Raw genomic sequence first — 26,602 nt, forward strand, 5'->3', positions numbered from 1 at the left:
AACTTGAAACAGCGATGGCAACCCGTCCTCGAGGCCAAAAACACGGGCGTGGTGAACTGATTGGTGTCGGATGAAAATTTGCGCGTAGCCTTCGGGGACGAACTTTTGCTACCGTACGCTTGACCCCGAACGCGCACGAACCCATGCCCCATACCCCCATCGCCATCGGCGACATCCAAGGCTGCCATTCAGCTTTCCAGTCTTTGCTCGACAAGCTTTCAGCCCCCGCCGACACGCCGCTGTGGATCGCCGGCGACGTCGTCAACCGCGGACCGGACTCCCTCGCCGCGCTGCGTGCGGTCGTCGACCTCGGCCCGCGCGCGACCGTCGTGCTCGGCAATCACGACCTCCACCTGCTCGCGGTCTCCGCCGGCCTGCGCACCGAACGCCCGGGCGACACGATCGGCGAGATCCTCGACGCGCCCGACGCCGAAGCACTGCTCGACTGGGTGCGCCACCGCCCGTTCGTGCACTTCGAACACGGCATGCTGCTCGTCCACGCAGGCATGTTGCCTCAATGGGACGCCACGCTCGCGCTCGAACTCGCGGACGAGCTGCAGCGCGCGCTGCGTGCCCCCGACTGGCGCGACACGCTGCAAGGCCTGTACGGCAACGAGCCGAATCAATGGAACCCCAACCTGAAAAAACGCGACCGGATGCGCGTCGCATTCAACGCGTTCACACGTCTGCGCTTCTGCACGCCCGATGGCGTGATGGAATTCAAGGCGAACGGCGGGCCCGACAGCGCGCCGCCCGGCTACCTGCCGTGGTTCGACGTGCCGGGCCGCCGCACCGAGAACGTGACGGTCGTATTCGGCCATTGGGCCGCGCTCGGCCTGATGGTGTGCGAGAACGTCGTCGCGCTCGATTCCGGATGCGTATGGGGAAACCAGTTGTCGGCCGTGCAGCTCACGGCCGATCCGGCGCAGCGCACGGTCACGCAGGTGCAGTGCGAAGCGTGCCGCTCGCCGGGCGGCGAGTGACGGCACGCCGGTTCGCGTGACCTGCCGGCGGCGCGTCAGCCCTCGCGCCCAGGCACCGGCTCCTCGGCCGCCGCATCGCCCGCCGCACCAGCGCCGAGCTCGGTCGCCGGATACGCATGCTTTTGCAACTCCGCGAGCGACTCGGCCGTCGGCTTGCCGACCTGCGCCTGCATCGCCGCCAGCGCGGCCGCGATCGCATCACGCGCCGCCGCGGACGTCGCGCGCCGGTCGCCGCCCGGCGCGATCGGGTCGCACACGTACAGGTGCGCGACGAGCGGGCCGCCGCGCAACACCATGTCGAGCGACGTACCCAGCGCCAGTTCGCCCGTATAGGCCGGCGCGACCGACTGCCGCCCCTGCGCATCCTCGTACATCAGGCAGATCGGCTGCACCGCGGCGCCGGCCGACACCGCTGCCTGGAACAGGTTCGCATGAAACGGCAGCAGATCCTGGCCGTCGGACGTGGTCCCTTCCGGAAACACGCACATCACCCCGCCGTTGCGCAGCCGCTCGGCCATCTCGTGCATGACCCGCATCGCCTCGGTGCGCTTCTCGCGCTGCAGGAACACGGTGTCGAGCTTCTCGGCGAGCCAGCCGACCACCGGCCACTGCCGCACCTCCGCCTTCGACACGAACGGCGTCGGCCGCCACGCGTTGACGGTGTAGATGTCGAGCCACGACACGTGGTTGCCGACGACGAGCGCCCCCGCGTCGAGCCGCGCCGCGTCGTTGTGGACGACGACGCGCATCCCGCAGATCCGCAGCATCTTGAGCGACCAGCGGCGCGTGAGCTCGGCACGGCGCGCGGGCGTGACGTGAGAGAAACGCAGCGCGACGATCGCCATGCCGCGCAACAGGTGAAAGACGAGACGCAGCTTCCGAATGGCAATCATGGCGAGGGTCCGGCGTGGTTCAGTGGCGCTCGAACGCGACCTGCCCGCCCACGAGCGTCGCGCGCACGGTGGCCGGCAGTTCGTAGCCGAGGAACGGCGAGTTGTGGCCCTGGCTCTTCAGCGCACGCGGCTCGACGCGCCAGTGCGCGCGCGGATCGAACACGCACAGGTCAGCCGTGGCGCCTTCGCCAAGACGGCCTGCCGGCAGCTTCAGCACGTCGGCCGGCGCGGACGTGATGCGCCGCAGCGCCTGCGCGAGCGGCGTGCGCGTCTCGTCCGCCCACTTCAGCGTCAGCGACAGCAGCAGCTCGAGCCCCGTCGCGCCGGGCGTCGCTTCGCCGAACGGCAGCAGCTTCTCGTCGTCGTCGACGGGCGTGTGATCGGAGCAGATCGCGTCGATCGTGCCGTCGGCGAGCGCCGCGCGGATCGCTTCGCGGTCGCGCTCGCTGCGCAGCGGCGGATCGAGCCGGAACTGCGAATCGAAATAGCCGATGTCGACGTCGATCAGGTGCACGTGATTGACACCGACGTCACAGGTCACGGGCAGCCCCTCGGCCTTCGCCTCGCGCACGAGCGCGAGGCCGGCGGCGGACGACAACCGCGCGAGATGCACGCGCGCGCCCGTCACGCGCATCAGTTCGAAAATCGTGTGCAGCGCGATCGTCTCGGCCGCGACCGGCACGCCGGACAGCCCGAGCCGCGACGCCAGCGCACCGCTCGCGGCGACACCGCCGCGGCCGATGAACGCGTCTTGCGGACGCAGCCACGTGGTGTAGTCGTAAGTGCTCGCGTACTGCAGCGCGCGCAGCAGCACCTGCGTGTCACGTACCGGCACGTTGGCATGCGTGAAGCCGACGCAACCGGACTCGGTCAGCGCGACCATCTCGGTGATCACCTCACCCTTGAGGCCGACCGTCAGCGCGCCGAGCGGATGCACGTTCGCCTGGTGCAGATTGCGCGCGCGGAACTTGAGCATCTCGACGAGGCCCGGCTCGTCGAGCACGGGGTCGGTATCCGGCGGACACACGAGGGTCGTGACACCGCCCGCCACGGCCGCAGCCATCTCGGACGCGAGCGTCGCCTTGTGCTCGTAGCCGGGCTCGCGCAACCGCGCACACAGGTCGACGAGGCCCGGCGCGACGAGCAGGCCCGCCGCGTCGATCGTGTTGTCCGCGTTGAAACCGGCCGGCGCCGCCGTGCCGAGCGCGGCGATCTTGCCGTCCGCGACGAATACGTCGGCCTGCCGCTCGGTGCCGGCGACGGGGTCGATCAGCGTGCCGCCTTTGATATGAATCTTCATGCGCTGTCTGTGAATTCGTTGAATGCGTTGAATGCCTGATGAAGGATGCGCGAAACGGGCTCAGTCGCTGTTGCCGGCGACGATGCCCATCACCGCCATCCGCACGGCGATGCCGAAGGTGACCTGGTTGAGGATCACCGACTGCGGGCCATCGGCGACCTGCGAATCGATCTCGACGCCGCGGTTCATCGGCCCCGGGTGCATCACGATCGCGTCGGGCGCGGCGAGCGCGAGGCGCTCGGGCGTCAGGCCCCACGTCTTGAAGTACTCCTGCGCGGACGGCAGCAGCGCGCCGCTCATCCGCTCGTTCTGCAGGCGCAGCATGATGATCACGTCGACGCCCTTCAGCCCTTCGTCGAGGTTGTGGAACACCTTCACGCCCATCTGCTCGAGGCCGCCGGGCAGCAGCGTGCGCGGGCCGATCGCGCGCACTTCCGGCACGCCGAGCGTGGTGAGTGCATGGATGTCGGAGCGCGCGACGCGCGAATGCAGGATGTCGCCGACGATCGCCACGCGCAGCTTCGTGAAGTCGCGCTTGTAGTGACGGATCGTGTACATGTCGAGCAGGCCCTGCGTCGGGTGCGCATGACGGCCGTCGCCGGCGTTGATCACGTGCACGTGCGGCGCGCAGTGCTCGGCGATCAGGTACGGCGCGCCGCTCGATGCGTGGCGCACGACGAACAGGTCGGCATGCATCGCCGACAGGTTGTTGATCGTGTCGAGCAGCGATTCGCCCTTGCTCGTCGACGACGCGTTGATGTTCAGGTTCAGCACGTCGGCCGACAGGCGCGTCGCGGCGATCTCGAAGGTCGTGCGCGTGCGCGTCGAGTTCTCGAAGAACAGGTTGAACACGGACTTTCCGCGCAGCAGCGGCACCTTCTTCACTTCACGGTCCGTCACGCTGACGAACTGCTCGGCCGTATCGAGGATGTGGTTGACGATCGAGCGAGGCAGGCCCTCGATCGACAGCAGGTGCTTCAGCTCGCCGTTTTTCGTGAGCTGCGGGTTGCCCTTCAGGAAGCCGTAGCGGAACCGGTCGGGGCTCGCGGCCGCAGCGGGATTGCCGGTGCGGCCAGTGGTGTCGGTGGTCATGGTGTGCGTGATTCCAACTATGCAAACGGGCCGCGGTGCAAACCAGCGGCCCGGGATACGGTTCGCGTGTCGTTCAGGCGCCGTGCACCTCGACGCGCAGCGTGAACTGCGCATCGTCGCGTGCGAGCACGAGCGTCGCACCGGCCGGCACGTCGAGCGCGCCGCCCGTGAAACGCGCGGCGACCGGCAGCTCGCGGCCGCCGCGATCGGCGAGCACCGCGAGCTCGACCGCGGCCGGACGGCCGTAGTCGAACAGCTCGTTGAGTGCCGCGCGCACGGTGCGCCCGGTAAACAGCACGTCGTCGACGAGCACGATGCGCGCGCCGTCGATCTCGAACGGCAGAGACGTCGGGCTGGCCTGGCTGTGCAGCCCCTTCTTCGCGTAATCGTCGCGGTGCAGCGCGACGTTCACGACACCGAACGCCGGCGCGCCGAGATCGCGCGCGAGGCGCTCGGCAAGCCATGCGCCGCCGCTGTGAATGCCGGCGAGCCGCGGACCGCCCGGTTCGGCGAAAGCCGTGCCGTACGCGGCGCGGATCTGGTCGAGCAGGACGCGGTAAAGCGCCTCGGCGTCAATGGTGCTCATGGTCGGACAATTGATCGAGATACTGTTGAAGGATGACGCGCGCGGCCTCGGCATCGAGCATGTCGGCCCGGGCGCGGCCGCGCACGTTGCGCTCGCGCAGCCCGGCCTCGGCCTCGACCGACGAATAGCGCTCGTCGACCCACGTGACGGGCAGCCCGAAGCGGCCGTTCAACTGGTTGCCGAAGCGCTTCGCCTGCTGCGTCATGTCGTGCGGCGTGCCGTCCGGATGCATCGGCAGGCCGACGACGAGCGCGTCCGGCCGCCATTCGGCCAGCAGGTCACCAACCGCCTTGAAACGGTGTTCGCGGTTCAGGTTCTGGATCACGACGAGCGCACGGGCCGAGCGCGTCAGCGCGTTGCCGACCGCGACGCCGATACGTTTTTCGCCGTAGTCGAACGCGAGGAGCGTCGCATCGCGCGCGCTCGCGCCACTCATGCGTGCCCTGCTTCGCCGGACAGCATCGACGAGCTGACGCCGAGCAGGCCGAGCGCGGCTTCGAAGCGCTCTTCGGCCGGCGTGTCGAACACGATGCGCGGATCGGCGGCGACCGTCAGCCAGCCGTTGCGGGAAATTTCTTCCTCGAGCTGCCCGGCACCCCAGCCGGCATGGCCGAGCGTCAGCAGGAAGCGCTTCGGGCCGGTGCCCGTCGCGACCGCCTCGAGCACGTCCTTCGACGTGGTCATCTCCAGCCCGCCCTCGACGGACATCGACGAATTGTAGCTCGCGCCCTCCACCGGCTCGTGCAGCACGAAACCGCGCTCGGTCTGCACCGGGCCGCCGAAGTACACCGGGATGTGCAGCAGCGGCTCGATGTCGAGCTTCAGGTCGATGCGGTTGAACAGCGATTCGAGGTCGATGTCGGTAGGACGATTGATGACGAGGCCGAGCGCACCGCGCTCGCTGTGATCGCAAAGATAGACCACCGTTCCCGAGAACGTCGGATCGGCCATGTTCGGCATGGCGATCAGGAACTGGTTGGTGAGATTGATGCGATCGGAAGGCTTTGACATGGTTTGAATTTTAGCAAAGACGCCGCGGCCTGACCGGGCCGCGATCAACAAGCAACGCCGCACCGCGCTGGCAACGGCGCGCACGGATCACACGGCACTCTAACACGCGCGCGGGCGCTGTCGGCAGCGTGTTGCGGGCCCGCGCGGCAAGGGTCGCCGGCGCGTGTTCGTCCCCTTGTTCGTCAGGCCCGGCCGAGCGCCGCGCCGAGCGCGCCGGACGCCGCCGTGAGGTCCGGCGGCGCAACGCCGGCTGCAATCTTCAGCAGCGCCGCGCGCAGCATGTCGGATGCGTGGCCGTGCGCATCGAGGCCGCCGTCGGCGAGCGGCACGCCGTGCGCCGCACGCCGCCACGCGAGGCCGAGCGTGTCCGCCAGGAGCGCCGCGTGTCCGAGCCCGAGCGCGCACGCGGCCGTGCCGACCCGGTACGCGGCGCCGGACGCATGCCATGCGGCCCCCGCGCCGGCTCTCGCCGGATCGGCAGCAAGGTCGGCCATCGACGCGTCGGCCGTCTGCAGGAAATCCTCATAGGCATGCGCGTTGACCGTCACGACGCCGAGTGCGCGAGTCGGCGCGGCGGCAACCGCGTCGTGCTCGGCCCGGGCGGCATCGGCTTCCCACAGCGCTTCGGACGCGGGCGTGCCGGCGACGTGCCAGTCGACCGTCAGCCCGTAGTCGTGCAGCACGTCGACGAGCGCGACATCCTCGGCCGCGGCGCCGAACAGCGCGAAATCGCGCCACAGCAGCGCCACCGTCTCGCGCACGAGGTCGGGCGGCGCACTGCGCCGGCCCTGCGCGTGCTCGCCGAGCAGCAGGTTCGTCCGCGCGAGAAATCGCTTCAGTTCGGGCGCGCCGCTGGCACGCAGCGCGCGCACGCATGCGGCCGCGAGCCGCCAGAAATCGTATGGATCGTCGCCGGCGAGCGCGGCCAGCATCGCATCGAGTTCGTCGAGTGCCGCATCGGGCGCGCCGTGCTCCGCGCGCAACACGCCAAGCAACGCCTGTTCGTAGCGGGCACGAATCCGGGCCGCGAACGCGTCGGGCAGCGAACGCAGCGTGGCTGGCGGCACCGCGCGGCCGACGAGCGCGAGCGCGTCGAGCGGCGCATGCGCGCGCAGGTCGGCGGCGCTTTGCGCACGCAAGGCACTGAAATGTTCGAAGAGAACGGGCGAGCAGGCGAGCTCGCGCAGGTTATGGCGTGCGACTGCCGCGCGGAAATCGCGCAGCGCGGCACGCCAGCCGGCCGAAGTCGGCTCGGTGGCGACGAGCGGCACGGCGGCCGACAACTGCCCCGCGAAACGCGCGGCCGGCAGCCAGCCGGCTTCCGCGAGCACGGCCGCCGCAGCGGACAGCGGTGCGGCCGCGTCGTCGCGATGCTCGAAAGCGTCGGCGGCCGCCGCAAGCCATGCGTCGGCCGCGCGCACGGCCCCGCCGCGCGGGTTGGGCAGTGCGTCAGGGTGGGAAACGTTCGCCGGTTCGGGCCTCATGGACACGCGCGCCTGTCATCGTCAAGTCGCTCGCGCAAGCCCCGGCGCGCGAGCGCCGGGCCGATGCGAGGCCTGAGCCGTGTGTCCGTGGGCCAAGGGTCCGGTCAGATCTGGACCATCTCGAAGTCTTCCTTGCGGGCGCCGCATTCAGGACACGTCCAATTGATCGGGACGTCTTCCCAGCGCGTGCCCGGGGCAATGCCCTCTTCCGGCAGCCCGGCTTCTTCGTCGTAAATCCAGCCACAAATCAGGCACATCCAGCTCTTGTATTCCATCTTAAGCCGCGTCGGGAAAGTCGGTAAATTCGGGAGCCATGATGGTACCGTGTCGGGGCCGGACTGCCTAGCAATCGCGCTGGAGTAACGCGACTACGTTGCGCTGCGCTAAAAAATCCGTCGTGCGGGCCGGATTCCGCCGCATAATGGCTGAAAAGTGCGGCCTGCCGGGCAACACAGGGCCGAAAACGCCCATTTCGCCTCGCCGTCCGCATGCCCGTCGCTTTCCCGTTTTTCTCTTGCCCCATTTTTACATGTCCAGCAACGCCCCTCCGATCGTCCTCACCTTTGGCCTGTCCGACCCCACCGGCGGCTCTGGCATTCAAGCCGATCTGTTGACCCTGGCGAGCATGGGCTGTCATGGCGTGTCCGTCATGACGGGCTACACCGTGCGCGACTCGGCCGCCTGCGACGAAGTGACCGGCCTCGATCCCGACGTGGTCGCCGCCCAGGCGCGCATGCTGCTCGAAGACATGCCGGTTGCGGCGTTCAAGATCGGCGCGGCAACGCGCGCGGAAGTCGTGAGCGCAATCGCCGAGGTCGTCGCCGACTACGACGGCGTGCCGCTCGTGCTCGCGCCCGACTTCACGCTCGACGACGAGCACGTGCTCGCAGCCGACGACCTGCGCGAGTCGATCGCCGACCTGCTGGCGCCGCAAACCACGCTGCTGGTCGCCGACTACGCGACGCTGATCGCGCTCGCGCAGCCGGACGGCGACGCCGAGGCGCCGAATCTCGACGCGGCCGTCTCGCACCTGCTGTCGCAAGGTTGCGAATACATCCTGTCGTCCGAGACGGGCTCGCACCGGCTCGTCAACACGCTGTACGGTGAGGAAGGCCAACTCCGCGAGGACATGTGGGATCGCTCGCCGCACCGGCTGATGGGCATCACCGACACGCTGGGCGCGGCCATCGCGGCGCTGCTCGCGAACGGCCAGGAGCCGCCCGAAGCGGTTCGCGAAGCGCAGGAATACCTGTACCAGGCTGTGCGTGACGCGTTCCGGCCCGGCATGGGTGCGTACCTGCCCGACCGGTTCTTCTGGGCGCGCAGCAACGAAGACTCGGATACGCCGCCGGCCGTCAAGGCCGACCCGGCGCCGAGGACGTCGCACCGGCATTGAGGTGGATGCGGGGGCATCCCCCGCCGTCGCAGCTGCCGCGCCGCTTTGGGCGCGACATCTTCGACCGCTCCGCGCACGCATTGAAATTCGCGCGCACATAAAAAAGACCCGCATCGCTGCGGGTCTTTTCTTTTGGCTGGAGCACGCATCGCTGCGCGCTCCGGACATCATCGACCGAAGTCGATTACATGTCCATGCCCATGCCGCCCATGCCGCCCGGCATGCCGCCCGGCATCGGTGCGTCTTCCTTCGGCAGTTCAGCAACAGCTGCGTCCGTCGTCAGCAGCAGGCCTGCAACCGAAGCTGCGTTCTGCAGTGCGGTACGCGTGACCTTGGTCGGGTCGACGACACCGGCTTCGACCATGTCGACGTACTCGCCCGTCGCTGCGTTGTAGCCGTAGTTGCCCTGGCCTGCAGCAACTGCCGCCACCACGACGCTGGCTTCTTCGCCGCCGTTCGTGACGATCTGGCGCAGCGGCTCTTCCATTGCGCGCAGCACGATCTTGATGCCGGCGTTTTGATCGGCGTTAGCGCCGGTCAGGCCTGCGATCGCGGTGCGAGCGCGGATCAGCGCAACGCCGCCACCTGCCACGATGCCTTCTTCCACAGCTGCGCGCGTTGCATGCAGTGCGTCTTCGACACGTGCCTTCTTTTCCTTCATTTCGACTTCGGTCGCAGCGCCGACCTTGATCACGGCAACACCGCCGGCCAGCTTGGCCACGCGCTCTTGCAGCTTTTCACGGTCGTAGTCCGACGTCGCTTCTTCGATTTGCGCGCGCACTTGCTTCACGCGTGCTTCGATGTTCACGGCTTCGCCTGCGCCGTCGATGATCGTCGTGTTTTCCTTGCCCACTTCGATGCGCTTCGCCTGGCCCAGTTCTGCCAGCGTTGCCTTCTCGAGCGTCAGGCCGGTTTCTTCCGCGATCACCTGGCCGCCGGTCAGGATCGCGATGTCTTCCAGCATCGCCTTGCGACGATCGCCGAAGCCCGGTGCCTTGACCGCAACGGTCTTCAGGATGCCGCGGATGTTGTTGACGACCAGCGTTGCGAGCGCTTCGCCTTCGATGTCTTCAGCGATGATCAGCAGCGGACGGCCAGCCTTCGCGACTTGCTCGAGTACCGGCAGCAGATCACGGATGTTCGACACCTTCTTGTCGTGCAGCAGCACGAACGGGTTGTCGAGGACGGCGACTTGCTTTTCCGGATTGTTGATGAAGTACGGCGACAGGTAGCCGCGGTCGAATTGCATACCTTCGACGACGTCGAGTTCGTCGGCCAGCGACTTGCCGTCTTCGACGGTGATGACGCCTTCCTTGCCGACCTTGTCCATCGCTTCAGCGATGCGATCGCCGATCGACGTGTCGCTGTTCGCCGAGATCGAGCCGACCTGTGCGATTTCCTTGTTCGTCGTGCACGGCTTGCTGATCTTCTTCAGCTCTTCGACAGCCGCTGCGACTGCCTTGTCGATGCCGCGCTTCAGGTCCATCGGGTTCATGCCCGATGCGACGTACTTCATGCCTTCGCGAACGATCGATTGCGCGAGGACGGTTGCCGTCGTCGTGCCGTCGCCTGCGTTGTCGCTGGTCTTGGAAGCGACTTCCTTGACCATTTGCGCGCCCATGTTCTGGAGCTTGTCCTTCAGCTCGATTTCCTTCGCGACCGACACACCGTCCTTGGTGACCGTCGGGCCGCCGAAGCTGCGCTCGAGCACCACGTTGCGGCCCTTCGGACCCAGCGTGACCTTGACTGCGTTGGCGAGAATGTTCACGCCTTCGACCATCTTCGAACGGGCGGAATCGCCGAATACGACGTCTTTAGCTGCCATCTTCTAACTCCTTGAATTCTTGGGAATATGTACCGTCAGTGGACGCTTACTTCGCGTTGACCACGGCCATGATGTCTTCTTCGCGCATGACCAGCAGTTCGCTGCCGTCGACCTTCACGGTCTGGCCTGCGTACTTGCCGAACAGGACGCGATCGCCGACCTTCACGTCGAGCGCGATCGGGGCGCCCTTGTCGTCGCGCTTGCCCGGGCCGACGGCCAGGACTTCGCCCTGGTCCGGCTTTTCAGCAGCGGCGTCGGGGATCACGATGCCCGAGGCGGTCTTGGTTTCCTGATCCAGGCGCTTGACGATCACGCGATCGTGCAAAGGACGAAGGTTCATATTCACTCCTCTCTTGACTGAGATTGAAGAACGCTTAGGGAATCTGCCCGGCTTATCGCCCGGCAGAGAATTGTTAGCACTCTCGTGCAGCGAGTGCTAATTATATGGACGGGTTTTGACAAATTCAAGAAGGGGGATGAGCGGTTTTTTTCGGGTGTCCGAGATCCACTCAACGTTGAACTTTGTTCGCTTAAGTTGGAACTCCCCGGGGGTAGAGGTGCGGGACACCTTCCACCTATTTCTCCATTAAAACAATGAAGTAGCGCACCTCGAAGGTCACACACCCAACGAACCGAGTGGATCCGATCGCTACCCCAGCGGGTGATGAAGTAGCCGCTGCATCGCTACCTTTGAGCTCGCCTGGGGAAATCCCGACCTCTGTCGAGGCGAGGGATTACCACTATCCAAGCGGAGAACGTAGCCAGTCAATGACGCTCCATAAACTCTTGTTCGAACCCTATTAATTGGCAAATTGTTTCGGTTCAGCCGGCCGGATGGCACTGCAGGCCGGCCGACGCCCCGATTGAGAATCACGGGTCAGATACTCAAAGCCTCTGCCTCTACCCGTGAGCTAGGTTCGCTCGGCCTTTGGCCACAAACGAGTACCCTCACCTGCGAAGCCACGTATCCGACTCACCTCTGCGATGCGCTTAACTGCATCTTCATCAATCGTCACATATCCAATCGGGACGTGAACCGATGGGCTCAATGGGACCATTACCGAAACGACCGCCAGCGCTTCGGCCACAAGCAGAATTTCGAGGGCAAGCGGGGCCGTTCCCGCAGGCGCGTGAACACCTCGATCGAAGATCCGCTGGAAGGGATAGGCCTCCCTAGCACTAACCGCCGCCGGAGACACCAAAGCGGTGACCAGCGCACCCCCTTTGGTGCGCGCCCGTACTGTCGAGCGAAGTGCGTCCAGCGTGGATGGAAGATCCTCGGTGGCCCCCCATCGAGATCCGCCAGGACGTAACCACCATAGTTCTGAGCGTCCGTCTTCGCCGACGTCAAGCCTTGCCTCGTCGAGCAGCTTCGCGATAGCTTTTCGATTCCTTTCAACGTACGGGTAACCGACGAGCGGCGCGGCAACCTCAGCGGATCTGAGTTCATGGGCATACCAACCCGCCAAATCGAATGTCGCGTCCTCACGTGTCCAGCGAGTTAAATAGTCTTTGCCGATCAGCCGTGCGAACTCGTTCGAGGACACCTGACTCGGGGCTGCCTGGTCCCGCGTGGTTAGTTCCGCAGTCATCGCCTCCGTCAGTCGTCTTGTACGCCCCCCACGGTCGTAGTCGTCTAGTTGCAGACGAACCTCCAGCTTCGGCACCGGCTCGAGAGTGAGAACCTCACTGCCTCCAATTTGGACAAAGCTGTAACGCCCAGGATGAACATCAAGTACGGAATAGAGATTCCACTCATCCGCGTTCTTGTCGCCGCGCGCGATGCGCAAATATTCTCGGAAGTGGTCATGGAACGCTGCGCCAGCCTCGCTCTCGTCCAGCGTCTGTCGCGCTTGAAGAGAAATGAGGTGCGGGACATTCCGTAAGCCACGACCACCTACCATATGCTTGGTGACGAGGTCGAACCATACATCGGCATGCATAGGCTCTGTGACCGTGATCGTGGGGGCTGACTCATCCGACGTTCGGAACAGCTCCTTCGCGGAAGCGTGTAGCGTCAGAGCTTCACCTTCCACCACCACGAGGCCCCGAGATTGCAGGTCAGAGATGACAATACCAAGGTCTCTTCCTTCAAACCCGAAGAAGCGCGCGAGCCGGGAGGCTGTGATGGTCCGAACCGTGTGAAGGGTGCGAAGAACAAACTCATCGACCATCGGAAGTCGCCGCTCTCGCGTTCGCTCTGCCGCAATGACGAACTGTCTACACGGCAGATTGAAGCCGAAGGTATTCGTTTGGAAAGACTCAATGGCCGCCATGTTCATGTCAGCTCCTGGACAGACAGAACCGTGGAGGACGAAGCGTATTCCCGCATGTACTCGAGAACCATTCGCATTGGCGATCGTGCAGGCACATGCTCGCCCCACATCTTGCAGTCTCCCACAACGACGAGTCGTTCCTTGGCGCGTGAGGCCGCAACGTTGCATCGGTTGGCGTTGCCTACGTGGCCGGTCGCACCGCTTTGGTTGCTACGAACCAGCGAGAGAATGACAATCGCGTTTTCCTTGCCTTGGTAAGAGTCCACGGTGTCGATGCGTACTAGTCGCCTGAATCTGGGATCGAAGGGTCTGCGCGACCATGCGGACTCGAGTTGGCGCTTCTGACCGCTGTACATGCAGATAACGCCGATCGGTGTTTCATCATCCAGCCGCCCTAAAGCATCGATCAGTGTCTTGTCCGCTGAGAGACGCTCCAACACTGCCATCACAGCGTCCACCTCGGCAGGGTTGTGGTATGTCGTGTCACCGTCGCGCTGCACTTCTTCATGCCCCTGCTGCCACTGAGTATTGACCCAAACCATTGGAGTGGAGAGCCATGGCACTTCAATGTCCGATGGCTTCAAAGTAGGTTCGCGATCCTTGGACGTGTCGAGTCGGATGTCGTGCGCTTCGTAGAAACATCGCGACACCATCGCGCAGATAGCCGGATCCATACGGTATTGCTCGGTGAGCCGAACCCCGATTTCTAATCCGTAGTCAGAGGTGAAAGCACGCTCAAAGTCGCTTCTGGTCAGCTCCTCTGGCTGTACGTCTGCACGGTATGACCGCAGATCATCCAACATCTCTCTGTCTAACATAGGCCGCAACTGCAGGTGGTCCCCGACGAGGAGGACGCGTCGCGCCATTTGAATGGGTACGGCCAGCTCCCCTGGGGTACACCGCGCGGCCTCGTCGACGATTACCCAGTCGAAGACCTGCGAATCGATCCTGATACGGGTCTGGCCAACCCCAACGCAAGTTGCCGCCACAACGCTCCGCGTTTTCGCAAGAAACTCTTCGAAGTTTCTCCCGGGCGATCCCAGAGAATGCAGCCAATCGTTGGTGAGCTTCAATGCGTTGCTCGCTGCGGTGACATCGGCGGGCGACACCTGAGGGTGCTTCGTGACAAGGTTAGCGACAAGCTGCTCGTACTCTTGCAGCGCTTGATTGACATCCGGCTCCCGCCCCTCAAATGCCTTGAAGGCAGAGCGAAAGGCCTCCTCCACACGCGATCGCTGCACCCGGTTGCGCTCTCGGTCGATGGCCAGTTGAGCCTCATCGTCCTTGAGAGTTTCCTGGACGTTCACGCATCGGCGTGCCAAAGTGCCAACCTGCTTGTCGAGGTCGAACAGGTCAGATGAATAGGCTCGGTCAACTCCGAGGGTCGCTGAAAGTTGGCTAAATCGGAACTTAGCGGCAGTTTCGAACTTCACTCGATAACGCTCACGCAATTCCACCGAGTGGTACGGCCGTATCCGCTCCGTGATGCCCTTCGATCCGATGCGCAGAAGGCTGGGTCGCGTACCGCGGTCTTTATGCAATCGCAGTAATGAATCAACTGCGTTGTTGACAGCCTCATGGGACTGGCTAGCGATTAGGATGCGCTGACATCCTCCGCGGGTGAGAAGCCAGTGGACGAACGAAGCGATGAATCGAGTCTTACCCGTCCCTGGCGGACCCTGCAGCAGCCCCACGGGGCCCACCGCGAGAAGTTGACGAAAGGCCAGTTGCTGGCCGCCATTGAGACGATAGGAGTTGAGTTCATCGTCCTCGATTCGTACATCAAATGACGTTGGATTGAGTTGCTTCTTGGGGTCGAAATAGTCGATCAGGTTCGAGATGACCGATCGGTAGTCCAGAATACGGCGAACGGCTCGCGCCCGTCGGTCCATCGACGTCTGCTCCCGCCGTCCGGCGAGCCTGAGCCGGTCGCCCTCAGAGATACGGCCGCGATTACAAACGATGCCAATCGCCGCCGGCAGTGCGCTAGCCGTAAGATCGACGTGCCCAATCCGACGATTGCCTGCATAGACTTCGATGACGTCTTCCTCATCGAAATCAAAGTCCTTACCTAAGTTTTCGTAGGTGCACACCAACGCCTGGTCGCGTTGAGACAGAATTTCCGTGATGGCGATCTCGACGCGTGCATCCTCCTCGAGCTCTACGAGCTTCTTCCAATGCCATGCGACATCGAAGTGCAGAGGGCGTGCCGACGGTAGAGATTCCCGTGGCGATAGAGCGAAGCGCTCATTTCCACATAGGTAGACGTAAAGCACGTCGAACCCAGCCTCGGTGCCATGCTCAACCGTTATGCGGAACGGCAAATCATCGTATCCCGACGTCGACTCGTAGGCGAGAGTCGTGAAGTAAGTTGGCCTGAACCAATGGCTTGTCAGACGGCTTCCGTCCCCGGACAGTATCAGCTGGGCACCTGCCGTCGTAAGTACGAAAGTAGTAACGCCGCTATCCTCGACTTTACGGCGCACGTAGATTCTGTCCGCGTTGCCGAAGTTGTGGTTCGGTGAGGACGAGCGCAGTACAAACTCGCGCACGGCCGGTGCGCACGCTGCGGCCGCAGCCTTGGCGAGCAGCGAACTAGCAAGTTGCAACGACTCTATCACCGGCTTATCAAGCTCGGTCATGAGCTCTATAAGTAGACCCTTTGCCTGCTCGCCGGGATCGAGTTCCAGCAGCATGCATGTCACCTTTAAGGCTGCGTACCGGTCGATGGCCGCCTGATTCAAGTGTTCCCAATTCGTGGGACACATCGAGGGCGTACGGACCGTGCCGTCTCCCGTTGGTGACACATCGAAGGGGTCGATCAGAGAAACCGAACCTGCGTCCACGTCAATCAGCACGTTGGCCGGCGATATGTCACCGTGCTCGCAACCGAGCTCATGCAATGCCGAGACCGAACGTAGGAACTCTGAGGCCAGAGGCAGCGATGCGTTTTCTGGAAGTTCCGTTACGGCCGCTAGCGGAGTACCTTCGCAACGCTCGTAGGCGACAAACAAGCCGACGGGAGAGAGGCCATACGCGATGAACTTCGGGAGCCCCTTAACAGAAGCGCTTCGCAATAAATCCACACTTTGCAGGAGCCGGAGAAGCGCACAGTCGCTTGCCAAAGAGCGATTTCTGACCAAAGACATCCAGACCTTGACCATGAGAGTCTGGCCATCCTTCTCATGAGGATAGGTCTGTTTAAGCCCGATGGTTGTCCCCGCAGACGTAGGTGGCCAAGCAGTAAATGGGACAACATTTGATTCAAATCGGTCGAGAAGTGCTGCATCGAAACCATCCGGTGTGCGGTCCTCGACAAGCGCCGAAAAGGTATCCGCAAGCTCAATCGCATCGAGAAACCGCCGCGCGGGGTCCGCCGCCATGCCGCGACGAAACCAATCGGCGAGATTTGAAACTTCCGGCGGCAAAGACGCGACGACGCATTCGGGGTCGCCGTCTGATGGCGCAGTTCCGAGGAGGATGTGCGCCGCCAGGTAAGTGCAAGAGTACACGTCCCTTTGACGGCCGGTGCTCACGGTATCCGTCGCGTCCTCCGGAAGGAAAGGCGCGTAGCCACGGAGGTCCTTGAGCCAATCCATGACTGAATTTTTGTCCGGCAACTGGCACGACATGAAGCCCGTCAGCGCAAGGTCGCTGTGGCCTCCCATCCAGACTGCTCTTGGGCCAATGTCGCGATGTGTCACGTTATCGCGATGCAGGTGGGCGACGATATTGAGCAAGCTCGAGACGATGACCAAACGGTCCTGTATGCTCAGATTGTCGCGTTGCTGAACAAGGTATCGGTCCAGCGGATTCCACCCAGATCCCAGATGGCGCACCTCGAAGTGATCCGTCGAAATTTCGTCGTCAGGTGCAACTGCCTCCTTGAGAACATGATTTCGAGTGATGAGATCGCTCCGAACGTCTTCGAGGTACCCGAACACGTTGGTCTCTCGCAACGCCACCAGCTTGCGCATTTCGCCGCTGTTGAGCCCGACGGGAAGACGATCAAAAGACCATGTCCTCACCATCCCCTTGATGCGCGGCTCACTTTTCCGATGCGAAAAGTGGTCATGCCATACTCCACGCGGGTGCACGAAGACGTCCTTCTCCGTAACGGCGTAGCCCGACCAGTCCATTTCCGAGCGCTGGAATAGTCTGGGGTTGTTGAACACCTTTTCGAATTCGGCCTCGAACTGATAGGCCTTCTTTAGCTGGATCTTGCCCTTGGGAATGTACTCGTACCGCTTGGACGGGTCGCCTATCAGGCATGCCTCTGCCAGCGTCAAGGTCCGTGCGGCCTCTTGAGGCGGCAGGTTCGAAGCGCCAGCAGTGCCGGTGAACACGACCCGGGCCTCAACAGTGAAGACGCCTGCCAGAGAGCTTGCCCCCTTGATCACAGACCTGAGCTTCTTTGCCTTTTCCTCGCTGGCAATCACAGCCGATCTCTTGCGGGGCGCCTTGTTGAGAAACCAGCGGTCTCCTTTGGAGGTCAGCGTGCCATTCCAGTCCTTGATCTCAAGCAGAAGAATCTGGTCGTCAGTTACCACGACGGCATCGATTTCCATCGGATCCTGGTTGCGGGGGAAGCAATTGAGCGAAACGTAAAGGAGCCACTCTGACGGGAACGCTCTTGACAGTGCATCGACGCCCTTGATCTCGCGCGGCATGATGCCGGCACTATTGAGATATCTCACCCGACAAACCATTTTTATCCCCCGTCTCGCACAAAACCGTTCTTTTAAGGCAGATTGCAACTGGCAGATGACTCTATCGTGTTAGCACCCACGTAATCGCTGGCGACACGCCCTCTATCAGATACTTAGTATGCAATAAACATGACCGATGTATGCGCACGAAAGGACTGATTTTTCCGGGACACTCACGCGCTCCAAGATTCTGGAACGATACGGCACGTTGTGGCATATTTACACTCAACTATTCCTTCGAGTCCGCTCTCGCGAGCTTGTGCCCTTTCAGCATTGGACATACCGGCCACAGCGGGTCGAGAACGATCACATGGTCGCGTGCGCGGGTCACCCCGACCCGTAAGACTTTCCTGCTCTTGGGATAGGGCGGCTCATCACCCCTCCATATGAATGACGAATCGACGCCCGCATCGGTTCGGCGAGCCTCTCTGACAACAATCACACCGTCGAACTGCTTTCCCTTGGCCTTGTGGATATTCATCACGAGCAGGCCGGTTGGAGGTTCCGCGCCATCGACGATTTGCTCCTGCGCTAACGCCAAATCCAAAGCCGCGCGTGCATTCGTGTAGGCCCCGTCACGCAGCCACTCGGCCGCTAAGCCGGCCGAGATCCGACTGCCTCGTTGAAACGCTACCAGAAAGTCGAGCTGGCTCGCCACACTCTCCAGCTCTGCTTGCCCGCTGTTGCGAAGCGCGTGTTTGACATAGATCCAGTCCTTCGATGGATCGCCTGAGAAGCCATTCGTTCGGAGGTCTTCGAACAGTTTTCGGATGGCCTTTGCGAGGTTCACCGTCAGCGCTTTGCCCGATCGAATCTTTCTCGCCTGCTCAAGAAGCTTGTTGACCGCCGTGTGGCCCTTCCCAGTGGAGCGCTTTGCTGCGGCCATCATTTCAAGGCACGTAGCCAGGTCGGCCTCGGTGTTTGCCGCGGCTTTAGGCTCGAGCAAAAACGCCGCAATTCGGGCGGAAAGAAGGGCCTGCGCCTCGTCGAAGAGAAGCTTATGCTTTACGGGCTTGCCTTCGTTCGAACCTAGAGCGTTGAGCGCATTAGACATCTTCAACGCGCTTCGATTGTTCGGCACAAGAATCGCGATGGTTTCAATGGGCCTATCCGTCGTGGTCTTAATTGACTGAATCACTTCGCGGAGCGCCCTTCGCAGCAGGTGATTCCAATTGGGTGGAGGATTTTCGGGACGGTATCGAAGTGTTGAAACTCCCTTATAGGGTGCACCTCGAACAACCCCGTTCAGGATGTCGTTGCCAAAAGTCAGAATCTCCGAATCCGGGCTGCGGTGATTCTGTGACCCAAGGTCCACTTCCATTGGTTGTAGAGCCTCGCGGATGGCGTCGATTCGTTCGGGGCCTACGCCTGGGAGGAAGTCGAATATCTGTTGATCGAGGTCGGCTAGGCAAATGATCTGCGTGTAAGGCGCCAGCATGTCCACGCACCGCCAAGCATGCGGGCCGGTGTCTTGAGCCTCGTCAACTATGATGATTGGATAGCGTTGTCCGATCGACCTCAACAGGTACGAACTCGTTGCCAACAACTCAGCCGCTTTGGGGGCGAATAGTTCAAACGCGATCCGCCCTTCTTGCATGAACAGCCGTTCGCGCTCAAGTACCCATTGTGCCCAGCCTTCGTCCTCTTCGTCGATCCCTCCGCTGAGGGCCTTTTCGTCCTGCGGCAGCAGAATCGATAGCTTGCGAGGCGCACCGAGAAGGTAAGCGTGAGTTTTGAGGATTTCCCAGAAGAACGAATGGAAGGTCTGGATCGAGAGTTTGTTTCGCTCGTCCTTGTCCACCTCCAGCTTGGCGGCATCGACGATGCGCGAGACAGCGGCGCGTGAAAAGCTCAGGAATAGGGCCGACTGCCCCGGCGCCATCCCTTCCTTGATCCGCTTGACCGCCTTGCGTAGTGCAATGGTCGTTTTGCCGCTGCCGGGACCGCCAAGCACCAGGGCGTGCCCGTCGCACGCCAACACGGCTTCCCGAAGCTGGCAGATTTGCTCCATGCTCAGGTGAACAATTCCGGCTTTGCGGGACCAGCTTCGTCGCCAATCGGAGGCGGAGGCGGGAACAGAGCGAACACGGAATTCAGAAAGCTAACGACCGTGGGAGGCAACTCGCCGAATTCGCACTCCTCGAACAGCCGCGCAGCCCAGCCGGCGCCCTTGTTGCTCGCGAGCGCCTTCTTGGCCGTCACACGCACCTCATCGTCGCTCGGGCGCTCGACCGAGATGCCCACCTTTCCCGCTTCTCCACTGGCCTTGATCGCCGAAAGAAAGCTCCACAACCTGTCAGCAGGCATCTCTGTAGCTACTAGGTCTTCGAAGCCTTTGTGAGCATGCTCGCAATTAATCTCGAAGACCTCTGCGTAGCTCGCTTTTTGTTCCTCCGGCCGCACAGCCTTGTGATCGTAGAAAGCAATGGTTTTGAGCCCCAACGCTTTAAAGAACTTGCCAAACTTCGGGCCATTACCATCGCCGTCAGAGTTGAAAAACGCGGCGCCGGCAATATCCAGAGGTTGCAGCTCGGGATTTTGCTCTTCCATGCGCCTGGCAGCGACTGGCAACGCATGCAACTCAGTCAAACCTTCGACGACGATTGCCGCCTTGCCGAGCATGCACTCTGACAGGCCCCACCGTGCATAGCGCTTGAATTCGTTATCCTTGAGTCCCGTAGCCTCTGAGACTTTCCTCGAGCTGACCTCGCCCGCGTTGCGCGAAAGAAGCATGGTCTGAGTCGGCTCGAATCGCTCGATTACAAACGGCGAGTGCGAGGTCACAAACGTCTGGGTGGTCTTGGTAAGCAAGTAGTTGGCGATGCGTCGCTGTGTGTGCGGCGATACCGCTATCTCCGGTTCCTCCATAGCGAAGATCACTGTATCTGGCTTGAGGTCAGCGATAAACGAAAGCAATGCGAGCACTAGGGTATTGATTGTTCCGGTGCCCGCATGTGCGAAAGGGACATGGCCTTGATCGGCTGATATCGCCAAGAAAAACGACATCGTCTTACGCAGGTGCTCGCGCGTAAGCTCGGAAACATGAAGTCGGGTCGCATTGCCCGGCGCCTCGAGCGCGATATAGCGAGAAAGCCGCCGCTCAATCGATCGCAACACCGGAGCGATTTCCCCTGCGTCGGCCTCAATGTCGAGTCCACGCAAGCTTTCAATGGTCCGCTCCCAAAGCCGCGTTCTCACCCCTTTCGCCCTCAGAATGATATCGAGCAACGAGCCTCGTTCGAGGCTGAGAGCGCGCGACCCGGTGCGTAGGGTTCGCAGGTATAGAAAGCCGAAAAGTCGTTTGATTGGCCTCGGAACCGGCGTTAACGCTCCTGGCTCCGCGTCCGGGCTATGTGAGAAGAACGTGCGCACCTCGAACTCGTCCTCGTCCGGGTCGTATCTACCCACGGTTTCCAACCGCAGGCATGGCACTGCGGTAGGAGGGTTAGCTACTGCCACTTCCCCACGACCCAGCAGGCGCTGATCCTCCACATGCCAAAACTCAATGTGGCCGCCGCACTTCGCATCAACCTCAGCACTCAGGTCAACCAAGACGGTCTCGATCCGTAGGGGAAGGGGCACGCTCTCAGCCCCCATCTCACCAACTGGAGCTAGGTAACTCGCATTGTAGAAGTCGAACTCGTCAATCGCGGGAAAGCGGTTGAGACGGTCTGGCCCGAGCACAAGATCCAACGCTTCGCAAATGGTGCTCTTGCCGACATTGTTTGGCCCCACCATCAGCGTGTGCCCGTCGAACAGTAGATTCGCGGACTTGATGCCTCGAAAGTTTGAGATAGACAACCGCACAATTTTCATTCGTCATCCCCGATCCGAGATTGCACGTTTGGCGCCCAGCTATGACATTCCCGAACGCGCGGTCCGCAGACAGCCATAGGCTCCCTGTCAGATGATGCGAATGATCCGTATGCAGGTCGACTGCGTCGCTGTCCCGCTCAATGACGAGCGGAGCCGGATCTCTTTGCGTTCGCTCCACGGCGGAAATTTGATGCTATACCCCGCAAATCATTGCCACCACATCAACCAGAGAAAAATCGCCTAAAAATCAAGCGGAACACTCCAAAAAGTATAGCGGTTGTTATACAACGGGCCGTCATTGCCGGCTCATTTTCTCTTGAAATGAGAAAACTTTTTTTCTACGCTAGATGAAATTCTGGAGCGAGGGCGCAATGACACCATTCGCACTTCAGTTGCGGGCCATACGCGCGGCATATGGCCTAGCGCAGGGCGAATTCGCTGCCCGCATTGGCTACCGTCAAAGCTACGTCTCCGCTATCGAATGTGGCTCCAAGCTTCCGAAGGACATGGAACTGGTCGAGCGAACGATAGCGGCGCTCGGGCTGGATAGAGCCGGCGCGACTGATCTGCGTGAAGCCTTCCGCCGCTCGCAGCGTTACGATTTCCCACCACCTGGCACGCCCGCTTTTGCATACGATGTCTGCGCCAAATTGTCCGACGTCATCCCGAGACTGACACAAGCGGACGCACGGGCGCTATACGAAGTTCTTAGTCTGCTAGACCGCGCTCAACAACCGAAAACCGCCGTGGCGCCGGAACCCGCGCAACGTGCGGCGTAAGGAGATACGCCATGCACAAATAAAAACGCCGCCCAATCCCGGAGGACAAGACGGCGCCGCGAGCATCTTTCGATACACGCCCTAGACAAGCTCAGTATCGGCGTCGCTTGCGACAGTGTCAAGTCCTCTTCAAGCACTTCCCGACGTGGGAGTAGGTATCTCTTTTGCTTGGAGAAAACCATGACCAATGCCAGACGGGTCGTTACACCGTCTCCCTATCGAAGAGTCGGCTTCATCGCCTGCCCGTGGCTCCAGCAGTCACCAATCGAGTACGAAAGCTTGCTTGAGCGAGATTTTGTTCGAGTCGCTTTGCTCGACCTCAGGGTCTCTTCGATTTCACACCAGCCATTTTCAATCGAACTGAGTGGTTCCCGCAGATACACGCCCGACTTTCTGCTGACCGGCAGCAAACTTCGGCTAGTCGTTGAAGTAAAACCCGAAGAGCGTGCCCAAAGCCGAGAAAACGCATGCACTCTGCAGGAAGCAAAGAAAGTCCTTCAAGCAGCAGGGTACGAATTCCTGGTTGCTACCGAAAAAGTCATTCGTGCACACCGGCGACACGATAGGGCGGCCATCCTCCTCCGACACGCCCGAAGTCACCTGCCCCGCCCTTTGGTTGACGAAGCACTTCGCATCGCAGGGCAACACCTCGATGGAATGCCCATAGGGTCACTGGCTTCGACCGCCGGCGTGACGGTCTCAACAATTCTCCATCTGATAGGTCGACGGTGCCTGCGCATAAACCCAATGCTCGACTTCAACCCCTCCCAACCCGTATATCCAATTGGAGGCGAGCATGGCAATCTACACGCTTGAACGCGGTCTTGTGCTTCAAATTGGCGCTGCGCTTTGGGAGGTTCATCGACTCCCTGATGAAAAATCTGTACAGCTTGAGCACCAATCGACGGGTAAGTTTCGGCACGTGAGCCTTGCCAAGCTCACACACCAGATTGCTTCCGGTGACGTGAGAGTAATTCGGTCCAATGCCGGCCAAGCTGCTGCCCCGATACCGTACTCCAAGGACCAGATATTCTGCACGGATTCGCTCAAGGACGCTCACAAGGCCGCCTATCTCCGGGCTTCCGACTACGTCAGAGCATTACGAAAGCTGGGGATCAGCAAGGGCCAGCGCGAGCGAATTTCGAAAGCCATCCTATCGATAGCGGAGCAAATCAACGATAGCAGCCCCCCGAGGCCGTCCACGGTAATGCGGTGGATGCGGCTCTACGAGCGTGCGGGGGAAAGCGCCGCCAGCCTGGTAACACGAAACGCGCATCGGCGGCGGCGCACACGCATTTCGGACGAAGTCCGCGCAATCATTCAAGCACAATTGCGACGCCTGTATTTCGTACGCGACGGACGAACGCTTGCATCAGTCCACGACAATGTTCAAGTAGAGCTGGAGCGGGCCGACGAATCGCTGAATCGGAGGCGCGCGTCAGTCTGTCAACCATCCGCAGGATCGCGTACGAAGTAACCCCATACGATCGCGACCGCGCTCGTCTTGGCCCGGTGCATGCGCGCGCGAAATGGCGTTTCTCAACACACGGCAAGTACGCGACACGCCCACTTGAACGCGTTGAACTCGACCACACGTTGCTCGACCTATGGGTGATAGACGACGACCTTGGCATTCCTCTCGGACGTCCCACCATCACACTTCTCGTGTGCGCCTATAGTGGCTATATCACCGGCTTCTACATTTCGTTCGAAGGCGAGTCCCTCGCTCGTATCCTGCGGGCCATAAAGGTTGCCATTCAGCCGAAAGAATCTCTGGTCGCAGCCGCCGGGCTCACCAACCCATGGCACGCACATGGTCTGTGGGAAACACTCGTTGTCGACAACGCGCGCGCCTGCCACTCAGACCAGTTCAAGCAGATGGGAATTGAGCTCTGTATGGACATCGAATATTGTCCAGTTCGGCAACCGTGGTTCAAGGCCGTAGTTGAACGCCAGATTCTGGAGACCTGTCGCCAACTGCCCGTACCAGGGCGCCCGCAGCGCCCCGGGCGACATCCCGACCCCATTGACCCAAGGAAGTCGGCATGCGTCACGTTCAACGATCTCTGCGCATGCATTCTGAAGTGGGTGGTAGACGTACACCCATTTGCGGTAAATGATCGGAAGGTCGAGCGGCCAATCGACCTCTTTCTGGAGGGCCTTGTCCGTTGCCCCGCCCCCGCATTCGTAGATCAATTTTCGAGTTTGGACATACTTGCGGGGCTGACGAAAACAGCAACCGTGGATCATTCTGGAATCGTCTTCGAATGGCTCCAGTACAGTGGCGAAGATCTTCGCCGGTTGCGGCAAGCAATTGGAACGAAGTTCAAGGCCACATGCAAGATAGAACCCTACGATCTCGGCCACATATTCGTGCAAGATCCGCGCGACAGCACGTGGATTAAGGTACCCGCTAAAGATCGTGAATACGCTCTTGGGCTTACGCTAACTCAGCACCGTTTAATACGAGCAGCTGCCAGAGAACGACTGAGGCTGACCAATGCCGATACAGTATTACGGAATGCAAAACTTCAGCTCCAGGAGCAATGGGCCAACGCGGTTCGCTCCGGCAGAAGACTCAAGATGAACCGTGACTTCGTCGGCTCGCGAAACAAGAACTCGGTCGATGTACTCGACCCGCGATCTAGCGCGGTACCCCATGACCAACCGGACAGGCTAATAGCGGACGAAGACTTGAGCTATTCAAATCGCTCAATTCCAACATTCGACACCTTCCGGCTCGAAGAGACCTGAACCGCTTAGCTATGACGTACAGTGAAAGAGCATTGAATGCGCGTAGGGCACTCCATCAGATCGTCGTCAATCATTCGAGCTTTGTTCAAGCACTCGACGGCATCGGACGGGTCATTCAACTCGGCAACGATCTGGGATCGCCGATCGGCATGTGCCTAATCGCACCCAGTGGATGCGGGAAGTCATTGCTGATCGATCTTCTGATGAGAAACGCTTGCGGCTGGCCGTTTCTGAACACCCAGTCCGTGCTGGTCGCCGCTTTGAAAGAAGCACCGACTGTCGCCCATGTCCAGTCCGAACTGCTCAAGTGCTTCAAATACCCTATCCCAATAAAGGTGTCCGTGAGTACAAATGCAACCGTCAACAACGTTCTCGTCGAGGCTGTCGCTCGAAGAAAAATACAACTCACCGCACTCGACGAATACCAGCATGTATTCCTCTGTGGCAAAGAAGGCGTAAGACGAGCAATCAACGACTGGCTCAAACGTTATATGACGTTGACCGAAAAACCCGTCCTTTTAACCGGCACCGAGGACCTCTCCGCGCTGGCAACGGCCGATCCGCAAATAAGTACCCGGATTTCGGGAACATTCCGCCTCATGCCCTTCAAGCACGACACCGAATGGAAGGGCGTGCTGAAGGCTTATGCAGACAACTGTGACAGCGTCGATCTAGCGCCTCTTCGCAACGATTACTCGCGGGAGCTATATATGGCCAGCCAGGGTGTATTCAGAGCCCTCAAGGGGCTCGTCCTGGAATCGGTGATGATCGCAATTGATGATGGCGCAACTGCGGTCAACAAAGGGCATTTGGCCGCTGCATTTCTTCGAATTTTTGGACCGGCGTCGACTCGAGAGAATCCGTTCCAGTGAACTTCCCGTACGACAACACGCATCCGTATCCTTTTCCGGACGACATATTTCCTGACGAGGACGGTGTGGGCTACGCATTGCGGATGTGCGACGCGAATGCACTGTCCTTTCATCTACTCGCCACAGCGCTGGCATCCCCGGGCCACTGTTACTTGCCGTACAAAGCCACACAAGCACTGGCTTTTATGTTTGGTGGTACTCCCCAGCTCATCGCGCGGGCACTCGTACGACGCCAATTTGAGGACGGGATAACAACCGCTGATTATCTCGACCAGACGTTTTTACGGCCCAAACATCTACGCCAGACGTGCCCCCAGATATGCCCGCTTTGTCTGCACGAAGATCGCCGCGCATTGGCCTCGTGGTCTCTAACCATGATGTGTTGCTGCACGAAACATGAAATCTGCCTTGTCGACCGATGTGCGTGCGGCAGACCAATTTCGTGGCGTCGCCGGAGCTTGCTAGTTTGTGAATGTGGTCAAGAATTCTACGACTCGATTCGCAGCCATCAACCAGCCCTAAAGGGGGCCATTGCCATCTGCAGACAGCTCGAATGCCTTCTTTGTAGTGCGAATTTTCGGCTCCGCTCATCCACAGACGGCGCGCTCAGCATCTTCGATGACGTTACTCCGGATGTATTCGTGAGACTCGTGTGGACAATCGGTAGCCTTGATGCCCCTTGCGCCGTGTGCAGGCCACGGAGCCTAAGCTCATTCCCGACGTCACTTGAAGTTATGCGGATAGCAGATAACGCGTATCGGGAAATCCAGACATTGCGAACCGAACGACGGGAGATACGCCGAAGCCACTGGCTCCCGCATCTAAA

At 61.2% G+C, this 26,602-nt stretch carries 21 protein-coding genes; 7 read left to right on the forward strand and 14 right to left on the reverse strand.

Annotation, left to right across the window (positions count from 1 at the left end):
- Positions 1 to 143: 143 nt before the first annotated feature.
- Entirely contained in the window at positions 144 to 983 is an 840-nt protein-coding gene (locus tag C5O79_RS04140) for a symmetrical bis(5'-nucleosyl)-tetraphosphatase (protein ID WP_122473630.1), read from the forward strand.
- A gap of 35 nt (positions 984 to 1,018) precedes the next feature.
- On the opposite strand, the gene C5O79_RS04145 is transcribed toward C5O79_RS04140, so the two are convergent.
- The 8 genes from C5O79_RS04145 to C5O79_RS04180 form a co-directional block, all read right to left on the reverse strand.
- Complete coding sequence (locus C5O79_RS04145) at positions 1,019 to 1,876, reverse strand: lysophospholipid acyltransferase family protein (protein ID WP_122473629.1); 858 nt, start codon at positions 1,874 to 1,876, stop codon at positions 1,019 to 1,021.
- A gap of 19 nt (positions 1,877 to 1,895) precedes the next feature.
- Positions 1,896 to 3,176, reverse strand: a complete 1,281-nt coding sequence (locus C5O79_RS04150) for a dihydroorotase (protein ID WP_122473628.1) — start codon at positions 3,174 to 3,176, stop codon at positions 1,896 to 1,898.
- A gap of 60 nt (positions 3,177 to 3,236) precedes the next feature.
- Positions 3,237 to 4,268 carry an aspartate carbamoyltransferase catalytic subunit gene (locus C5O79_RS04155; protein WP_006476735.1) on the reverse strand — a complete coding sequence of 344 codons (1,032 nt, stop codon included), beginning with the start codon at positions 4,266 to 4,268 and terminating at the stop codon, positions 3,237 to 3,239.
- A 73-nt stretch (positions 4,269 to 4,341) separates the two neighbouring features.
- Positions 4,342 to 4,854: a bifunctional pyr operon transcriptional regulator/uracil phosphoribosyltransferase PyrR gene (pyrR, locus tag C5O79_RS04160; protein WP_122473627.1), complete on the reverse strand. Its 513-nt coding sequence runs from the start codon at positions 4,852 to 4,854 to the stop codon at positions 4,342 to 4,344.
- The gene (ruvX, locus tag C5O79_RS04165) at positions 4,841 to 5,290 is read right to left on the reverse strand and encodes a Holliday junction resolvase RuvX (RefSeq protein WP_046545056.1); all 450 of its coding nucleotides are present in this window, start codon (positions 5,288 to 5,290) and stop codon (positions 4,841 to 4,843) included. The genes pyrR and ruvX overlap by 14 nt, the downstream gene beginning before the upstream one ends.
- A complete protein-coding gene (locus C5O79_RS04170; RefSeq protein WP_011351143.1) occupies positions 5,287 to 5,865 on the reverse strand; it encodes a YqgE/AlgH family protein in 579 nt (192 codons plus the stop codon). The genes ruvX and C5O79_RS04170 overlap by 4 nt, the downstream gene beginning before the upstream one ends.
- Positions 5,866 to 6,047: 182 nt before the next feature.
- Positions 6,048 to 7,349, reverse strand: coding sequence for a hypothetical protein (locus C5O79_RS04175; RefSeq protein ID WP_047850624.1), 1,302 nt, complete (start codon positions 7,347 to 7,349; stop codon positions 6,048 to 6,050).
- 104 nt (positions 7,350 to 7,453) lie between these two features.
- The gene (locus C5O79_RS04180) at positions 7,454 to 7,624 is read right to left on the reverse strand and encodes a rubredoxin (RefSeq protein ID WP_004186709.1); all 171 of its coding nucleotides are present in this window, start codon (positions 7,622 to 7,624) and stop codon (positions 7,454 to 7,456) included.
- A 254-nt stretch (positions 7,625 to 7,878) separates the two neighbouring features.
- Between C5O79_RS04180 and C5O79_RS04185 the strand changes: the two genes are divergently transcribed.
- Positions 7,879 to 8,745 (forward strand): hydroxymethylpyrimidine/phosphomethylpyrimidine kinase, encoded by an 867-nt coding sequence (locus C5O79_RS04185; protein WP_039361143.1) that lies wholly within the window; start codon positions 7,879 to 7,881, stop codon positions 8,743 to 8,745.
- A gap of 184 nt (positions 8,746 to 8,929) precedes the next feature.
- Here the strand turns inward: C5O79_RS04185 and groL are convergent, their stop codons facing one another.
- The 6 genes from groL to C5O79_RS04215 form a co-directional block, all read right to left on the reverse strand.
- Complete coding sequence (groL, locus tag C5O79_RS04190; protein WP_039361154.1) at positions 8,930 to 10,570, reverse strand: chaperonin GroEL; 1,641 nt, start codon at positions 10,568 to 10,570, stop codon at positions 8,930 to 8,932.
- A gap of 46 nt (positions 10,571 to 10,616) precedes the next feature.
- Entirely contained in the window at positions 10,617 to 10,910 is a 294-nt protein-coding gene (gene groES, locus C5O79_RS04195; RefSeq protein WP_039361157.1) for a co-chaperone GroES, read from the reverse strand.
- A 571-nt stretch (positions 10,911 to 11,481) separates the two neighbouring features.
- Positions 11,482 to 12,852 carry a hypothetical protein gene (locus C5O79_RS04200; RefSeq protein ID WP_122473626.1) on the reverse strand — a complete coding sequence of 457 codons (1,371 nt, stop codon included), beginning with the start codon at positions 12,850 to 12,852 and terminating at the stop codon, positions 11,482 to 11,484.
- Entirely contained in the window at positions 12,849 to 17,543 is a 4,695-nt protein-coding gene (locus tag C5O79_RS04205; protein ID WP_163008959.1) for an AAA domain-containing protein, read from the reverse strand. Before C5O79_RS04205 ends, C5O79_RS04200 begins: the two co-directional genes overlap by 4 nt.
- A gap of 241 nt (positions 17,544 to 17,784) precedes the next feature.
- Positions 17,785 to 19,566, reverse strand: a complete 1,782-nt coding sequence (locus C5O79_RS04210; RefSeq protein WP_122473624.1) for an ATP-dependent helicase — start codon at positions 19,564 to 19,566, stop codon at positions 17,785 to 17,787.
- A 2-nt stretch (positions 19,567 to 19,568) separates the two neighbouring features.
- A complete protein-coding gene (locus C5O79_RS04215) occupies positions 19,569 to 21,371 on the reverse strand; it encodes an AAA family ATPase (protein WP_122473623.1) in 1,803 nt (600 codons plus the stop codon).
- Between the two features lie 371 nt (positions 21,372 to 21,742).
- Here C5O79_RS04215 and C5O79_RS04220 point away from each other — a divergent pair, with 371 nt between their 5' ends.
- The 5 genes from C5O79_RS04220 (at position 21,743) to C5O79_RS04235 (ending at position 25,776) form a co-directional block, all read left to right on the forward strand.
- On the forward strand, positions 21,743 to 22,150 hold the full coding sequence (locus C5O79_RS04220) for a helix-turn-helix transcriptional regulator (protein ID WP_122474507.1): 408 nt from the start codon (positions 21,743 to 21,745) through the stop codon (positions 22,148 to 22,150).
- 180 nt (positions 22,151 to 22,330) lie between these two features.
- Positions 22,331 to 22,966, forward strand: coding sequence for a TnsA endonuclease N-terminal domain-containing protein (locus tag C5O79_RS04225; RefSeq protein ID WP_122473622.1), 636 nt, complete (start codon positions 22,331 to 22,333; stop codon positions 22,964 to 22,966).
- Entirely contained in the window at positions 22,947 to 23,627 is a 681-nt protein-coding gene (locus C5O79_RS38485) for a hypothetical protein (RefSeq protein WP_236862311.1), read from the forward strand. Before C5O79_RS04225 ends, C5O79_RS38485 begins: the two co-directional genes overlap by 20 nt.
- 119 nt (positions 23,628 to 23,746) lie before the next feature.
- A complete protein-coding gene (locus C5O79_RS38490) occupies positions 23,747 to 24,904 on the forward strand; it encodes a hypothetical protein (RefSeq protein ID WP_240687899.1) in 1,158 nt (385 codons plus the stop codon).
- A gap of 11 nt (positions 24,905 to 24,915) precedes the next feature.
- Positions 24,916 to 25,776 (forward strand): TniB family NTP-binding protein, encoded by an 861-nt coding sequence (locus C5O79_RS04235; protein ID WP_122473621.1) that lies wholly within the window; start codon positions 24,916 to 24,918, stop codon positions 25,774 to 25,776.
- The last annotated feature ends 826 nt before the right edge of the window (positions 25,777 to 26,602 follow it).

This window comes from Burkholderia sp. SRS-25 (assembly GCF_004343765.1).
Classification (GTDB): domain Bacteria; phylum Pseudomonadota; class Gammaproteobacteria; order Burkholderiales; family Burkholderiaceae; genus Burkholderia; species Burkholderia contaminans.